Origin of the sequence: Brucella thiophenivorans (assembly GCF_002252445.1) — a bacterium.
Lineage (GTDB): Bacteria > Pseudomonadota > Alphaproteobacteria > Rhizobiales > Rhizobiaceae > Brucella > Brucella thiophenivorans.
In genome coordinates this window covers 417,314-432,241 of record NZ_NNRJ01000015.1, presented here as the reverse complement: position 1 = coordinate 432,241, position 14,928 = coordinate 417,314, and the positions used below count along the sequence as shown (strand labels likewise).

Genomic DNA, 14,928 nt, shown 5'->3' with positions numbered 1-14,928 from the left:
ATGCTTACGCTTTTTCATCATCCTATGTCTTCAGGCTCGCGCTATGTGCGGCTTATTCTCGGCGAGTACGATGTTGAAGCGGAAATGATCGAGGAACGTCCATGGTCGCGCCGCAAGGAATTTCTTGCGCTCAACCCGGCTGCCACTCTCCCTGTGCTGTTGGCCGAACGTGACCTGCCGGTTGTTGGCGCAACCGTCATTGCAGAATATCTCGATGAAACGCGCGGTGCCTTGAAGCGCAGTCGTCGTCTTCTGCCAGAAAGCCCGATGGAGCGCGCCGAAGTGCGCCGTCTGGTCGACTGGTTTTTGCTCAAGCTCGAAAATGAAGTGACGCGTCATATCGCCCGTGAACGCGTTTTCAAGCTTCAAATGGCCGACGAAATGGGTGGCAGTGCGCCCGATTCAACCGCCATTCGTGCCGCACGCACCAATATTCGCCAGCATATGCGCTATATTGACTGGCTTGCGGCAACGCGCGACTGGCTTGCCGGTGGTCATCCGAGTTATGCGGATATGGCAGCGGCGGCATCTATTTCCGTTCTCGACTATCTCGGCGAAATCGAATGGGGCGAGACAAAAGCTGCGCGTGACTGGTATGCTCGCATGAAATCACGTCCTGCTTTCCGTCCGCTCCTGGCTGATCGTGTGCGCGGACTGGCTCCAGTGGCTCATTATGGCGACCTCGATTTCTGACAATAATAAAGCTGCGGAAAAAGCGCTCAAACTCAAGCGCTTTCTGATCGAAGAAGCGAAAGCTGTCGGCTTCGATGTCGTGGCTTTCACTGGTCCTGATTCCATCCCGCAAGCGCCCCAGCGGCTGCGACAATACATTGCTGACGGCCATCATGCCGATATGCTCTGGATGGAAGAAACCGAAGAACGCCGCGGCAATCCGAGCGTTTTATGGCCGGAAGTCCGGTCAATCATGGTACTTGCCATGAATTACGGCCCGGACAGCAATCCGCTCGAAATTCTCAAACATAAAGACCGCGCGGCAATCTCGGTCTATGCACAGAACCGCGATTATCACGACATTATCAAGGGCAAGCTCAAGCATGTGGCAAGCCGCTTTGCCGCGCGCGCGGGGCAAGACGTCAAGGTTTTTGTCGATACGGCTCCCGTGATGGAAAAGCCGCTGGCGCAGGCCGCAGGGCTTGGCTGGCAGGGCAAACATACCAATCTGGTCAGCCGCGAACTCGGCTCATGGCTGTTCTTAGGCTCGATCTTCACCACGGCTGAAATTCCGCCGGATGAACCGGATCGCGATCATTGCGGCTCCTGCCGTGCATGTCTCGATGCCTGCCCGACAAAAGCTTTCCCCTCGCCTTATCGAATCGATGCGGGACGTTGCATTTCTTATCTCACAATTGAGAACAAGGGCCCGATCCCGCACGAGTTTCGCAAAGCCATGGGCAACCGCATCTATGGTTGCGACGATTGCCTTTCAGTCTGTCCGTGGAACAAGTTTGCGCAAGCGACCAGCGAGATAAAGCTGAAAGCGCGCGATGATCTCAAGGCGCCAAAACTTGCAGATTTTCTTGCGCTTGATGATGCGAGCTTCCGCACGTTGTTTTCCGGCTCGCCCGTCAAGCGGATCGGACGCGACCGCTTTCTGCGCAATGTATTGATCGCAACAGGTAATTCGGAAGACCAGACGCTGGTGCCGCAGGTGGAAAGCCTGCTCGAAGATCCCGCCGCGGTGGTGCGCGGAGCGGCTGTCTGGGCATTCAAGCAACTCGCGGAGGAAGAACATTTCAAAATTCTAAAAAACCGTCTGGCCTCAGCGGAAGAGGATGATACGGTGCGTGAAGAATGGGTATTAGAGCCCATTTCGATCTGATTTTATCGGATCGGCGCTATAATCATTTGGTTTAACGCGCATCTTTTCCGAAAACCGTTCACACTTTTCGGGATGCGCTTTGGAGGAACACTAAAATGCGCATTTTTCTGTTTGGAGCCGGTTATTCTGCACAGGCTTTTTCACGCCTGATGACCGGAGAGGCAGAGCGCATTGATGGCACTACCCGCGATGAACAAAATTTTCCAAAGCTGGAAAAAGCAGGCATTGCGCCGATCATTTTCGATGGTGAAACGACGACACCTGAACTCATCGACCGCCTCGCAAATTCAACGCATGTGGTTATCTCGATTTCGCCACGCGAAAGCGGCGATCCATCGCTTGCAATCGTCGAAGAGGCGCTTCGCCGTCCCGGAAACACCATTCGTTGGATTGGTTATCTCTCCACCGTCGGCGTCTATGGCAATCATGATGGCAACTGGATTGACGAGACTGCTGAATGCGCGCCCGTATCCCGCCGCTCGCTGGAGCGCGTTGAAGCCGAGAACGCATGGACCGCTTTGAGCGAGCGCCATGGAACGCCGGTCGCTCTTTTGCGCCTGTCGGGAATTTATGGTCCGGGCCGCAATGCTTTCATCAATCTTGAGCGCGGCACAGCACGCCGCATCATCAAGGAAGATCAGGTCTTCAACCGCATCCATGTCGAGGACATTGCGGGAAGTCTGCGCTTCCTTGCCGGTACAAATACTGGCGGCGCTTTCAACATCACCGATAATGAACCAGCTCCGCCGCAGGATGTCGTAACCTATGCAGCAAGTTTGATGGGCGTTGCTCCACCGCCGGAAGTTCCCTTCGTAGAAGCTGACATGAACCCAATGGCGCGATCCTTTTACGGCGAGAACAAACGCGTCTCAAACCGTCGCATAAAAGACCTTGGCTACACGTTCCTCTATCCGGATTATCAAGCAGCCTTTTCCGCCATGTGGCATGAGAAAACTTGGCGCTGATTGCCGTTTGAGCGAACGCAAAGCATAATTCTTCTCATTAGCTCGAATGATTCGAGCATAGGCTTTTTGGGAAACGGCCCGATGGATAAGAAATCCACTTCGAAATTCTGGTCACGTCTTATGCTTGCAGCCTGCGTTGCAACCATGATTGCCCCGGACCTTGTTCCGCGCGCGCTGGCTCAGGATATGCCTGCCAAACAAGCCTTTGGAGGCAAGCAGCTTCCTGTTCTCGCACAACAGCCGCAATCGATTGGCTTTTACGCCAAGGGTTGTCTTTCCGGTGGTGTTGCGCTCCCTATTGATGGTCCCAACTGGCAGGTGATGCGGCTTTCCCGCAATCGCAACTGGGGGCATCCGCGCACAATCGGGCTCTTAGAAAAGCTTTCCCGCGATGCTGCAAAAGACGGCTGGCCGGGGCTGCTGGTTGGCGATATTTCGCAGCCGCGCGGCGGTCCAATGCTAACCGGCCATGCCTCGCATCAGGTCGGGCTTGATGCCGACATCTGGCTGACCCCCATGCCAAAAAAGCGCTTCACAGACGCCGAGCGCGAAAGTGTTTCAGCTGTCTCGATGCTGAAAAACGATTCACTTGATGTCGATCCAAAGAAATGGACGCCAGCGCGCACAGCGCTGATCAAACATGCGGCCAGCTACCCGGAAGTTGAGCGTATTTTCGTGCATCCCGGCATCAAGAAGCAGCTTTGCGACACTGTAACAGGAGACCGCAGCTGGCTTGGTAAGGTGCGTCCTTACTGGGGGCATTTCTACCATTTCCATGTAAGACTGCATTGCCAGCCCGGATCGCCAGATTGCACACCACAGCCGAAAGTTACCGGCGGCGACGGCTGCGATAAGTCGCTCGCATGGTGGTTTACCGACGAACCGTGGAAGCCAGCAAAGCCATCCAAAGAGCCGCCTAAGAAGCCAAAGCCGGTCATGGTCTCCGACTTGCCAAAGGCCTGTGCTGCGGTGCTCAACGGTCCATCGCCGGATTCAATCGCTGATGTGATATATGGAGCAAAATAGCAGCACGTCTGATAAATGAGAAAACCCACTTTCCACTGACCTATGGCTTCGCTATAGGTTTAAACCGATTTAGAGAGTTCATGACAAGGTTATCAAACTCATGACAGAACGTCTGCGCATTGCATTGATCGCTCATGATCTGAAAAAAGACGAGATGGTGGCTTTTGCGCGAGCACATGAAGCGGCATTGTCGAATTATGATATTGTTGCCACCGGCACGACAGGCGGACTTATTCAGGAAGCCTGTCCGACGCTCAATATTCATCGTGTGAAAAGCGGTCCACTCGGCGGCGATCAGCAGATCGGCGCGATGATTGCAGAAGGCACGGTACAATCACTCTTTTTCTTTATCGATCCACTCTCACCCCTACCGCATGATGTAGATGTCAAAGCCCTGACGCGCCTTGGCAGCGTCTATGACATTCCGATGGCGCTCAATCCCGCGACGGCTGAAAAGCTGGTGCGCGTCTTGGATTGATTAATCCCGCAAACAATAAGAATAAGCGAAGCAGCAAGGCAAACCATGATCAACGCTGACCAGAGTTTTAATTTCCCCGTCCTTGTCGGCGATATTGGTGGCACCAATGCACGCTTTGCGCTGCTTATTGATTCTCATTCAGAACCAAAAGAGTTTCCGGTCGTGCAAACGGCTGATTATGCAACGATTGACGATGCAATCGAACAGACCGTTCTCCATCATACGTCCATCCGCCCGCGCTCTGCTATTCTGGCCGTTGCCGGTCCTGTTGATGGTGACGAGATTGATCTGACCAATTGTGACTGGGTTGTTCGTCCCAAAAACCTCATCGCAAATCTCGGATTTGAAGACGTAACCGTCCTCAATGATTTCGAAGCTCAGGCCCTTGCTGTCGTTTCGATTGAAAAAGAATATCTGCATCAAATCGGCGGTAGCGAAGAAGAAGTCATTGCCACCCGCGTGGTGCTGGGACCCGGCACAGGGCTTGGCGTTGCAGGTCTGGTGCGCACATCTAAAGCGTGGGTTCCGGTTCCCGGCGAAGGCGGTCACATTGATATTGGACCGCGCAGCGAGCGCGATTATCAGGTCTTTCCACATATCGAAACCATCGAAGGACGTGTCGCAGCAGAGCAGATCCTGTGCGGACGCGGTCTGCGCAATCTCTACCTCGCAATCTGTGCAGCAGACAAAGTAACACCGGTTTTCGACACGCCGCCTGATATTACCGCCGCAGGGCTTGACGGCAGCAACGCGCAGGCTGTCGAAACGCTTGAGCTTTTTGTTACCTATCTGGGGCGCATTGCAGGCGATCTCGCGCTTATTTTCAAAGCGCATGGCGGCGTTTATCTTTCGGGTGGTATTCCGCAGCGCATATTGTCAGCGCTACAGGCTGGATCGTTCCGTAGAGCCTTTGAAGACAAGGCCCCGCATACGCATTTCATGCGTGAGATTCCCGTTCGCGTCGTCGTGCATCCTCTTGCAGCGCTCAGCGGACTTTCGGCATTTGCCCGCACGCCAACCCGCTTTGAAGTTTCCACCCATGGCCGACGCTGGCGCAAAGCCTAAGCCAGTTAGCGCTCTCGGGCATGGTCAAGCGACAAAGATAAGGCTATAGAAGCGGCTGCAATGAAATATTCCATTGCAGCCTTTGTCGTTTCCTGTCCAAACAGACACGCGAAAATGCATGATCAACGACAGCCAGCGGCTGACAGATAAAAAGCACTTTGCCCTTGAGCTTACGCAAGAAGAAAAAGAAGAAGATCGATCCGAGCGAAGCCACGCGCGTCATTCGTCGCATGATGTCGGAGAATGCGAGCCAGTATAAGGCAAGCTATGCGATCGCGATTGCCGCTTCTCTCATCGTCGGCGCTTCCAATGGCGCGCTGGCCTATATGATGAAGCCGATGATCGACAAGATTTTCTATGAGCAGAAAATCGGTCTTATCTGGGTGATCTGCGGCGCGATCTTAGGCATTTTCGTGCTGCGCGGACTTTCAAGTTATGTTCAGGCCGTCGAGCTTGCCAAGATCGGCAATAATCTCGTTGCGCGCTATCAGAAGCGCATCTTCGATCATCTACTCAAGCTTGGTCTCGATTTTTATAATGATACGCGATCGGGCCATCTTGCAGCACAGATCAACCAGAATGTGAACGGCATACGCGATCTTCTCAACATGACGATCACCTCGATTGCGCGCGATTTCGTAGCGCTTATCGGTCTCATCGGCATGATGTTTTATACCGATCCGTTCATGTCGACTGTGGTTTTCCTCATTGGCCCGCCACTCGTTCTGGCGGTTGCTTATATTTCGCGCCGCATCCGTACTGTGACCCGCGATCTCGTTCATCTCAACTCCCATCTTCTGGGAGCCATGCAGGAAACCGTGCAGGGTGTTGCCATTGTGAAAGCCTTCACGATGGAAGATCAGTTGCGCGGCAAGATCAGCGTTCTCATTGATCAGGCAGAAAACCGCAGTAATAAGATTGCCCGCGTATCCGAACGCACCACGCCCATTGCCGAAATTCTGGCAGGTTTTGCCATTGCCGGTGTGCTTGCCTATAGCGGCTATAATGCGATCCTCAATCAGCAGCCCCCCGGCTCGATGTTTGCTTTCATCACCGCCTTGCTACTGGCCTATGACCCGGCACGACGTCTTGCACGTTTGCAAGTCGGCCTTGAGCGTGCGCTGGTGAATGCCCGCATGATCTATGAAGTGCTAGATATTGAGCCCAATCAGGGTGATGCGCCGGATGCCCTGCCTCTAAAGCCCGGTAAAGGCGAGATTGATTTCCAGAACGTCCATTTTGCTTACAGCGATGTCGCACCCGTTCTGTACGGCGTGAGCTTCACCGCCAAAGCAGGCCAGACAACCGCAATTGTCGGCGCATCGGGAGCGGGTAAATCCACCCTCATCAATCTCGTGCAGCGTTTTTACGATGTCACCGATGGTAAAATCCTATTCGACGCACAGGATATTTCCAAGGTGACAAAGCACTCGCTGCGCCATTCGGTGGCGTATGTTTCGCAGCAGCCTTATCTGTTTGAAGGCTCGATTGCCGATAATATCCGCTATGGTCGCCCTGGTGCGACACAGGAAGAAATCGTTGAAGCGGCAAAGCTTGCCAATGCACATGAGTTTATTTTGCAGCAGCCGCAGGGGTACGATACTCCTGTTGGTGAAAACGGTGTGACACTTTCAGGCGGCCAGCGCCAGCGCGTCTCGATTGCCCGTGCCATTGTTCGCGATGCGCCTGTGCTTCTGCTTGATGAGGCGACATCCGCGCTCGATAACGAGTCGGAAAAGCGTGTTCAGCAGGCGCTTCATCATGTCATGAAAAATCGCACGACTATCGTGATTGCACATCGTCTTTCCACCGTCGTCAATGCCGACCGCATTGTTGTGATGGAAGCAGGCCACGTGATCGAAGAAGGTCGCCATGATGATCTGATTCAAATACCAAACGGAGTCTATGCCCGTTTCTATGAGCTTCAGGGCGGCAGAAATGACAATCTTATCGGCAATGCGGGTGCGGAGAAAAAGACCAATGACTGAGACTTCTGAAATGAACCTTGTTGTTGTGGGCGCAAGCGGTCGCATGGGGCAGACTCTTATCCGTGCCATTCACGCAATTGAAGGGGCACATTTGACGGGCGCAATTGTGCGTGCGGGTTCGCCATTTCTCGGCAAGGATGCCGGCGAAGTTGCGGGTGTTGGTAATCTCGGTGTGGCTATGAGTGATGATCCGTTGCCGCTTTTTGCAAAAGCGCATGGCGTTCTCGATTTCACCACCCCGTCGGCAACACTCAATTATGCGGCTCTCGCGGCACAGGCACGTATCGTTCATATCATCGGCACCACAGGTCTTTCTTTCGAAGAGGAAGAAAAGCTGAGCGCCGCAGCACGCCATGCAACAATCGTCAAATCCGGGAATATGAGCCTCGGCGTTAACTTGCTGTCGGGCCTTATCAAGAAAGCCGCACAGGCGCTCGGCCCCGAAGATTTCGACATCGAAGTGCTCGAAATGCACCACAAGCATAAGGTCGATGCTCCGTCAGGAACAGCGCTTCTTTTGGGCGAAGCCGCAGCCGAGGGACGTTCGATCAATCTTGCTGAGAAAAGCGTGCGTGTACGTGATGGTCATACTGGTCCGCGTGAAGAAGGCACAATCGGCTTTGCAACTTTGCGCGGAGGATCAGTCATCGGTGATCACTCGGTAATCCTCGCAGGTGAAGGCGAACGCATTACCCTTTCCCATCATGCGCAAGACCGCACTATTTTTGCGCGTGGAGCCGTGAAGGCGGCGCTTTGGGCGCACGGCAAAAAGCCCGGCCTTTATTCCATGCTCGATGTTCTTGGGCTCAACGACTAACTGATCTTTTATCTCAACGGAGTGCTGCGATGTCTCGTACCCTCGTCCTGGTCCGCCATGGCCAAAGCGAATGGAACCTTAAGAACCTCTTCACCGGCTGGCGCGATCCGGGCTTGACCGAGCAGGGCCATGCTGAAGCCAAAGCGGCTGGCCAGCGTTTGAAGGCTGCCGGTCTTAAGTTTGACCTCGCCTACACTTCAGTGCTGTCGCGCGCGCAGGTGACGTGTCAGCATATTCTGGATGAACTCGGCCAGTCAGACCTTGAAACCATCCGCGATCAGGCACTCAATGAACGCGATTATGGTGATCTTTCCGGTCTCAACAAAGACGATGCGCGCGCCAAATGGGGGGAAGAACAGGTTCATATCTGGCGCCGTTCATACGACGTCCCTCCTCCAGGAGGCGAAAGCCTGAAGGACACCGGCGCACGCGTCTGGCCTTATTATCTTCACACCATCCAGCCACATGTTCTGCGTGGCGAAACTGTTCTCGTTGCAGCGCACGGCAATTCACTGCGCGCACTGATCATGGCGCTTGATGGCCTGACACCGGAAGAGATTCTTAAGCAGGAACTCAACACCGGCGTTCCAATTATCTACAAGCTTAATGCCGATTCGACTGTCGCTTCCAAGGAAGTGCTTTCTGCATAATAATTTTTCGGGCGCGGCGGCTTGAATGCCCCACGCCCGATCTTCATTTTATGGTCTTTTTCAGCGTGAATTACAGCGATGTGAAAAAAAGCTGATTGAAGTGCGAAATCATGATTGACAGAGGCGGGCCCACCCCTTAGATCGATCCTCGTCGCCCAGATGGCGGAATTGGTAGACGCACCAGCTTCAGGTGCTGGCGCTCGCAAGGGCGTGGAGGTTCGAGTCCTCTTCTGGGCACCATTTCCAAGTCTTCAGACCACTACCAAGGTCCAGAAGCACCCCAAAAAGCCCGTGAAAGCGGGCTTTTTTGTTGCCGAAAATTTATCCAGCGGAAAATGAAAAAGGCCGGGATTTCCCGGCCTTTTCGCGCTGTTGACAGTGCTGGTACATCCGCAGTCACCGCAACAGTTATGGTGCTATAGTGATAGCGAATGGTTAATAAGAAGTTAACCAATCATCCTTAAGCGCCCCGCAAAGCTTTGGGCCTTGCCACACGCATCAACTCCGCGCATCCTTCGCCTGCAAAACCTGATTTGAGGAACAGCTCCAATGAACCAGCCCGCCTATGATCTTGAATTCGGCGCAATGATCCGTTGGCTGAAACAACATGAGCTCATTATGCAATCTGATCTGGAAGGCAATGCAGAGCTATCGACGCGCGCAGAACGGATCGGTCGCAAACGCCGTCGGAAAACCGAGAAGGCAGACGAGCAAAGGCATATAGAACAATAGTCAAATTAGCCTGGGATGACGCAAAAGGGGGAGAGAGAATGCGCCACAAAAGTCTCATGGATTTTGGACGACAAGGCGTGTTTTACCGGCTTTTTCTGATATGTGCGATCTGTGCTGTTTTAAGCAGCTTGTTGAGCCAGAATGGCGATAGTAGCTTCTGGCGCTATCTGCATTATCTCACCAAGCCTGCAGCCACATTGCTTCTGCTTTGCGCAATCCTCAATGCCCCTCGCCTGATCTCAAAGACCTATGGCTTTGCGATTGCCATTGGTCTGGCAGTTGCCGCAGCTGGTGATTTTTTTCTTATGCTTCCCGGCGATTATTTTCTTGCCGGGTTGATCTGCTTTCTTATCACCCATTGCATTTATACTTATGCGCTGTGCAGCAAGACGCACTTTGCAGAAAACAAAATTGTTTTCGTGGTGTTTGCCGTCCTCGCAATTGCTATCATTGCCGGCCTGTGGTCAAGCGTGCCAAATGCGATGAAAATTCCGGTTGTGATTTATGCGAGCGCAATTGGCATTATGGCAGCGCAGGCTTTCAGTCGTGCAATTTCAATCGCGCCCGAAACCATTCGGCATTATAGTGCTTGGCTTGCTGCGGCTGGTGGGCTGTTCTTTATGGTGAGCGACACATTGCTTGCCTTTAATCGTTTTCACACGCCCATTCCGCTTGCCGGACTTTGGGTTCTTGGCACTTATTATGCCGCGCAATTCCTTTTTGCCCGCTCAACAGAGAACTTTGCCTATGAGCGCTGATCCTCAGCTACACACCACCTTTCAGCGCGTGCGACAAAGCTGGATCGACCATCGACCTGCCTATGAACAGCGCGTCGATGATCTGCGTTTGTTGCGCAAGCTTCTCCACGAGCGGCTTGATGAAATGGCACAGGCCATCAATGCAGATTTCGGCAACCGCTCTATCCATGAAACGTTGCTGGGTGAAGCAAGCGTTGTTTTCTCCGAGATTGACGACACGCTGCATCATCTCAAGCGCTGGATGAAACCGCAGCGCCGCAAGGCGGGCTGGAAGCTCTGGCCTGCCAAAGCAGAACTTCGCTTTGTGCCGCTTGGCGTGGTGGGTATTATTTCGCCGTGGAATTATCCGGTCAATCTCGCACTTGCTCCGCTTGTGGCAGCCATTGCTGCCGGAAATCACGTCATTCTCAAGCCCTCCGAGCACACGCCGCAAACTTCCGAGTTCCTCCGCAAGCTGATTGCCGATGTGTTTCCGGATGATCGGGCCACCGTCATTCTTGGCGATGCCAGCCTTTCGGCAGCATTTTCAACGCTGCCCTTCGATCGTCTGTTTTTCACCGGATCAACCGCCGTTGGCCGCAAGATCATGAAGGCCGCGGCAGAAAATCTCACGCCGGTAACATTAGAGCTTGGTGGAAAATCGCCAGCCATCATTGGTGAAAGCGCAAATCTCAAGCGCGCAGCCGCATCCATTGCCACAGGTAAATATTTCAATGCAGGCCAAACCTGCATAGCACCCGATTATGTACTGATCCATCAAAGCAGGCGCGATGAATTTGTGGGGTTGTTGCGTGAAGAAACGCGAAAGCGCTATTCGGGGAATTCCGCCGCTAATGACCGAACAACGATTATCAATGACATGCAATATGCGCGTCTTTCAGGGCTGCTTGATAATGCCAAAGATAAAAGTGAAGCCGTGATTCCCCTCATGGAGGCATCGCCCCCACAAAGCCATGCACGATTAATGGCACTCGCAGTCATTCTTGAGCCAACGCCAGACAGCGCAATTATGAATGAGGAAATTTTCGGCCCACTGCTACCAATCATAAGTTATCGCTCAACGGATGAAGCCATTGAAATTGTGTTGAAACATGAGCGTCCGCTGGCGCTTTATTGTTTCAGCGACAACACGGCTGAAATCGAAACCATACTCGCTCATGTGGTTGCCGGCGGCGTCTGCATCAATGACACGCTTTATCATTTCGCCTGTGGTGATCTGCCTTTTGGCGGTGTCGGGCATAGCGGCATGGGACATTATCACGGCCATGATGGCTTTCTGACATTCTCAAAAGCCATTCCGATTCTAACTAAATATAGGCCAGCATCAACTGACCTGATTAAACCGCCATACACCGGCCTGACAGATCGCATCATCCGTTTCATAACAAGATAGAGCGTAAACACTGTTCAAACTGCAAAATGCCCTATTTATATGCATTCATCGAACACCGGCAACCAACGAGGCAGGAAAAGGGTGCAGAAGAAAAAAAGCCCAGGTCGCATCTCCAAGAAAATACTGACCGCGATTCGTAACCGGCCCGGCTACCGACCGCTTCATGCCAATATCGCTGAAGGTGACATCACCATCGCGTCCTATAATGTGCATAAATGCATTGGCGTCGATAAGGTTTTTGATCCGCAGCGTACCGCCGATGTGATCAGTGAAATCGATGCCGATGTGATTGCATTGCAGGAAGCAGACAAGCGTTTTGGTGAGCGTTCCGGTCTGCTTGATCTTGGCCTGCTCGAAAAGCGCCACGGCCTCGTGCCGGTGCCGATCACCGCAACCATGCCCAAAGGCCATGGCTGGCACGGCAATGTGCTGCTGTTTCGCGAAGGCGTAGTACGCAATGTCCGCCAACTTTCATTGCCGGGGGTAGAGCCACGCGGTGCACTCGTTGCCGATCTGCAATTTGCATCTGGCCCGTTGCGGGTGATCGCAGCTCATTTTGGGCTTTTGAAGCGTTCCCGCGAACAACAGGCCGAAAGCATTCTGTCCGCCTTGCAGGAAGCCGACACGTTGCCAACGCTTTTGATTGGCGATCTTAATGAATGGCGTATTGGCAAGCGCTCGTCGCTCGCGTCGCTCATGCCGATGTTCGATCATGTTGCGACCGCCGTACCGAGCTTTCCGTCCCGCTTTCCGGTCTTTGCACTGGATCGGGTGCTTGGCACACCGCATAATCTGGTGACGGCTGTGGAGGTGCACAACACGCCGCTTGCACGCATGGCGTCCGATCATCTGCCGATCAAGGCGCATCTTGATCTCAAAACTGCCGCACAGCTTCTGGAACAAGTTAATCCGTCGCTGCTGACCAGCAACTCAAGTTCAGTTGGCTAGAGCGCATCCCGAAAGGTGTGAAACGGTTTTCGGAAAAGGATGCGCGTGAAAACCAATAGATAGAGCATTTCCAAGGATTCAATCTAATCCAGAAATGCTCTAAAGGTACGGAGAGCCCAGCCAGATAATCCGATCAATCAGCCGCTCGTAGAATGGGCGGTTTTTAAGACGAGTGAGGTTCACTTCACGGCTGGTTTCAATCACCTTGCCGATGCGTTCCTCGACCTGAAGTGCGACGTCCCGATCAAGAATTTCCATGTCGATTTCGAAGTTCAGCCGAAGCGAACGCGCATCAAGATTGGATGAACCGACATAGGACCATGCACCATCGATGGTCATTAGCTTGGAGTGATTGAAAGCCCCGCCTGCGCGCCAGATGCGGCAACCGCCTTTTAACAACTGATCGAACTGCGCACGCATGGCGCGATCCACCAGCTTGAGATTATTGACGCCCGGTACAACCACATCGACTGATACGCCGCGTCGTGCGGCTGTGACCAGCGCACTGATCAATTCGCGATCCGGCAAAAGATAAGGCGACATGATCAAGATATGCTCCTGCGCCACCGAAAACGCGCCCATCATCATGCGATGATTGGTTTCGATATTCTTGTCCGGTCCCGAACCCACAACGCGGATCAACTTGCCCGTTCCGGGCGGGTCTTTGGGTGCCGCAATGCTCCACGCGTCACCCGTCAGCAACTCGCCCGTTGCAAAGCGCCAGTCCTCGGATGCCACATGAAACAGATCGGCAATTGCCGGACCTTCGACGCGAAAATGCGTGTCGAATGCAACCGCATCGCCAGCAATTGCTTTTACAAAAGCGCCGCGGATATTCATTCCGCCGGTAAAGGCAAGCTTGCCGTCGATGATCAGGATTTTTCGGTGGGTGCGCAGGTTTGCATAAGGCAGCCGCAGTCCCATGATGATATTGCCGTTGAACACATCGACAGCAATACCTTTTTCCTTGAGCAGACCGACAATGCTTGGAATAGAATAACGCGCGCCCACAGCATCGACCAGCACACGGACTTCAACGCCACGTTTGATCGCATTTTCCAAAGCATCGGCAAATTGCTGGCCAATCGCGTCACGATCAAAAATATAAGTTTCGAGCATGATGCTGCGCTCGGCCTTGCCAATGGCTTCCAGCATTTGATCATAGGCTTCGTCGCCCGTTTGCAGCATTTGGATATTGTTGCCGCTGGTAAAATCATAAAGGCTGACAGTGTCGCCAAGGATTTTCATCGCGCCAAACTGTCGGCCAAAGGCTGCGCGCACCCGATCATTGGTCGTGTCGAAATGAGACAGATGATAGAGCGCTATATTGCCGAGATTTTCGCGCTGATGACTAAGCGTGTTGCGTCTGATCCGGTTAACACCAGCGAGACCATAAACCACCGCTCCCACGATTGGCGAAAGCACAATCACGCCGACCCAGCCAAGTGCTGTGCGCACCTCGTCTTTGGTCATGGTTGCATGGATGGCTGCGATTGCTCCCAGGATAATAGATAATGCTGCGAGGATATGCGGCCAATAGTGCGAAAGAATATCAAACATGAACCGACCTTACCCCAAAAAAACCAACGCAACAGCCAAGAGATATAATCTAACTGCCGATCAACTCAATCTCTTTTCATCTCTCTGGTCAAAACACCGATTTACTTTATATTAGCTCCGGGACTTGAAATCAGAGGGACATCTCATGGCAACAACGCAAAGTAATTTCAATCCGGCAAACCTGCCAACAGAAATCTCCCATAAATGGGGCTGGTTCGTCGCTCTTGGCGTCGCACTGATTATTCTTGGCGGCATCGCCTTTGGCAATCTTGTTCTGGCGACAGTCGTTTCGGTCTACTATGTCGGCATCATGATGCTGGTTGCGGGGGTGATTGAAATTATCCACGCATTCGGTGTGAAAACATGGGGCAGCTTCTTTTTCTGGCTTTTGAGCGGTCTGCTTTATGCAGCAGCCGGTATCGTTGCTTTCGTCAATCCAATTTTGGCGGCAGGCGTTCTGACTTTCCTTCTTGCAGCAGCTCTTCTTGGCGCGGGGCTGTTCCGTATCTGGCTTGGCTTCAAATCCCGACCAGCCGCCGGTTGGGGCTGGATCGTGGCTGCCGGTCTTGTCACAGCACTGGCCGGTCTCGTCATTGCATTCCAGTGGCCGGTCAACAGCCTGTTCATTCTTGGCCTGTTCCTTGCTATTGATCTGATCTTTCAGGGGTGGGCGTTTATCGCATTTGGCCTTGGTATCAAGCGCTAACA

The 14,928-nt window shown here is 53.1% G+C and carries 15 protein-coding genes and 1 tRNA gene; 15 read left to right on the top strand and 1 reads right to left on the bottom strand.

Annotated elements, in window-relative coordinates; translation table 11 throughout:
* From CEV31_RS07030 to CEV31_RS06965, 14 genes are all read left to right on the top strand, one after another.
* Positions 1-693, top strand: a complete 693-nt coding sequence (locus CEV31_RS07030; protein WP_094506302.1) for a glutathione S-transferase family protein — start codon at positions 1-3, stop codon at positions 691-693.
* On the top strand, positions 674-1,840 hold the full coding sequence (gene queG / locus CEV31_RS07025) for a tRNA epoxyqueuosine(34) reductase QueG (protein WP_094506301.1): 1,167 nt from the start codon (positions 674-676) through the stop codon (positions 1,838-1,840). Before CEV31_RS07030 ends, queG begins: the two co-directional genes overlap by 20 nt.
* A gap of 95 nt (positions 1,841-1,935) precedes the next feature.
* Positions 1,936-2,805 carry an SDR family oxidoreductase gene (locus CEV31_RS07020; protein WP_094506300.1) on the top strand — a complete coding sequence of 290 codons (870 nt, stop codon included), beginning with the start codon at positions 1,936-1,938 and terminating at the stop codon, positions 2,803-2,805.
* An 81-nt stretch (positions 2,806-2,886) separates the two neighbouring features.
* Complete coding sequence (gene mepA / locus CEV31_RS07015; protein WP_094506299.1) at positions 2,887-3,831, top strand: penicillin-insensitive murein endopeptidase; 945 nt, start codon at positions 2,887-2,889, stop codon at positions 3,829-3,831.
* A 100-nt stretch (positions 3,832-3,931) separates the two neighbouring features.
* Positions 3,932-4,309: a methylglyoxal synthase gene (locus CEV31_RS07010; protein ID WP_094506298.1), complete on the top strand. Its 378-nt coding sequence runs from the start codon at positions 3,932-3,934 to the stop codon at positions 4,307-4,309.
* Positions 4,310-4,354: 45 nt separating this feature from the next.
* Positions 4,355-5,374, top strand: coding sequence for a glucokinase (locus CEV31_RS07005; protein ID WP_094506297.1), 1,020 nt, complete (start codon positions 4,355-4,357; stop codon positions 5,372-5,374).
* Positions 5,375-5,538: 164 nt separating this feature from the next.
* Positions 5,539-7,362, top strand: a complete 1,824-nt coding sequence (locus CEV31_RS07000; RefSeq protein WP_094506296.1) for an ABC transporter ATP-binding protein — start codon at positions 5,539-5,541, stop codon at positions 7,360-7,362.
* Positions 7,355-8,179: a 4-hydroxy-tetrahydrodipicolinate reductase gene (gene dapB, locus CEV31_RS06995; protein WP_235818046.1), complete on the top strand. Its 825-nt coding sequence runs from the start codon at positions 7,355-7,357 to the stop codon at positions 8,177-8,179. The genes CEV31_RS07000 and dapB overlap by 8 nt, the downstream gene beginning before the upstream one ends.
* Before the next feature lie 29 nt (positions 8,180-8,208).
* Complete coding sequence (locus CEV31_RS06990) at positions 8,209-8,829, top strand: 2,3-bisphosphoglycerate-dependent phosphoglycerate mutase (RefSeq protein ID WP_094506295.1); 621 nt, start codon at positions 8,209-8,211, stop codon at positions 8,827-8,829.
* 153 nt (positions 8,830-8,982) lie between these two features.
* A tRNA-Leu gene (locus CEV31_RS06985) sits at positions 8,983-9,069 on the top strand.
* 309 nt (positions 9,070-9,378) lie between these two features.
* Positions 9,379-9,561, top strand: a complete 183-nt coding sequence (locus CEV31_RS06980; RefSeq protein ID WP_094506294.1) for a hypothetical protein — start codon at positions 9,379-9,381, stop codon at positions 9,559-9,561.
* Between the two features lie 38 nt (positions 9,562-9,599).
* On the top strand, positions 9,600-10,319 hold the full coding sequence (locus CEV31_RS06975) for a lysoplasmalogenase (RefSeq protein ID WP_094506293.1): 720 nt from the start codon (positions 9,600-9,602) through the stop codon (positions 10,317-10,319).
* Positions 10,309-11,712: a coniferyl aldehyde dehydrogenase gene (locus CEV31_RS06970; protein ID WP_094506292.1), complete on the top strand. Its 1,404-nt coding sequence runs from the start codon at positions 10,309-10,311 to the stop codon at positions 11,710-11,712. Before CEV31_RS06975 ends, CEV31_RS06970 begins: the two co-directional genes overlap by 11 nt.
* Positions 11,713-11,793: 81 nt before the next feature.
* A complete protein-coding gene (locus tag CEV31_RS06965; protein ID WP_094506291.1) occupies positions 11,794-12,660 on the top strand; it encodes an endonuclease/exonuclease/phosphatase family protein in 867 nt (288 codons plus the stop codon).
* A gap of 99 nt (positions 12,661-12,759) precedes the next feature.
* Here the strand turns inward: CEV31_RS06965 and cls are convergent, their stop codons facing one another.
* Entirely contained in the window at positions 12,760-14,220 is a 1,461-nt protein-coding gene (gene cls, locus CEV31_RS06960) for a cardiolipin synthase (protein ID WP_094506290.1), read from the bottom strand.
* Between the two features lie 145 nt (positions 14,221-14,365).
* Between cls and CEV31_RS06955 the strand changes: the two genes are divergently transcribed.
* Positions 14,366-14,926, top strand: a complete 561-nt coding sequence (locus CEV31_RS06955) for an HdeD family acid-resistance protein (RefSeq protein WP_094506289.1) — start codon at positions 14,366-14,368, stop codon at positions 14,924-14,926.
* The last annotated feature ends 2 nt before the right edge of the window (positions 14,927-14,928 follow it).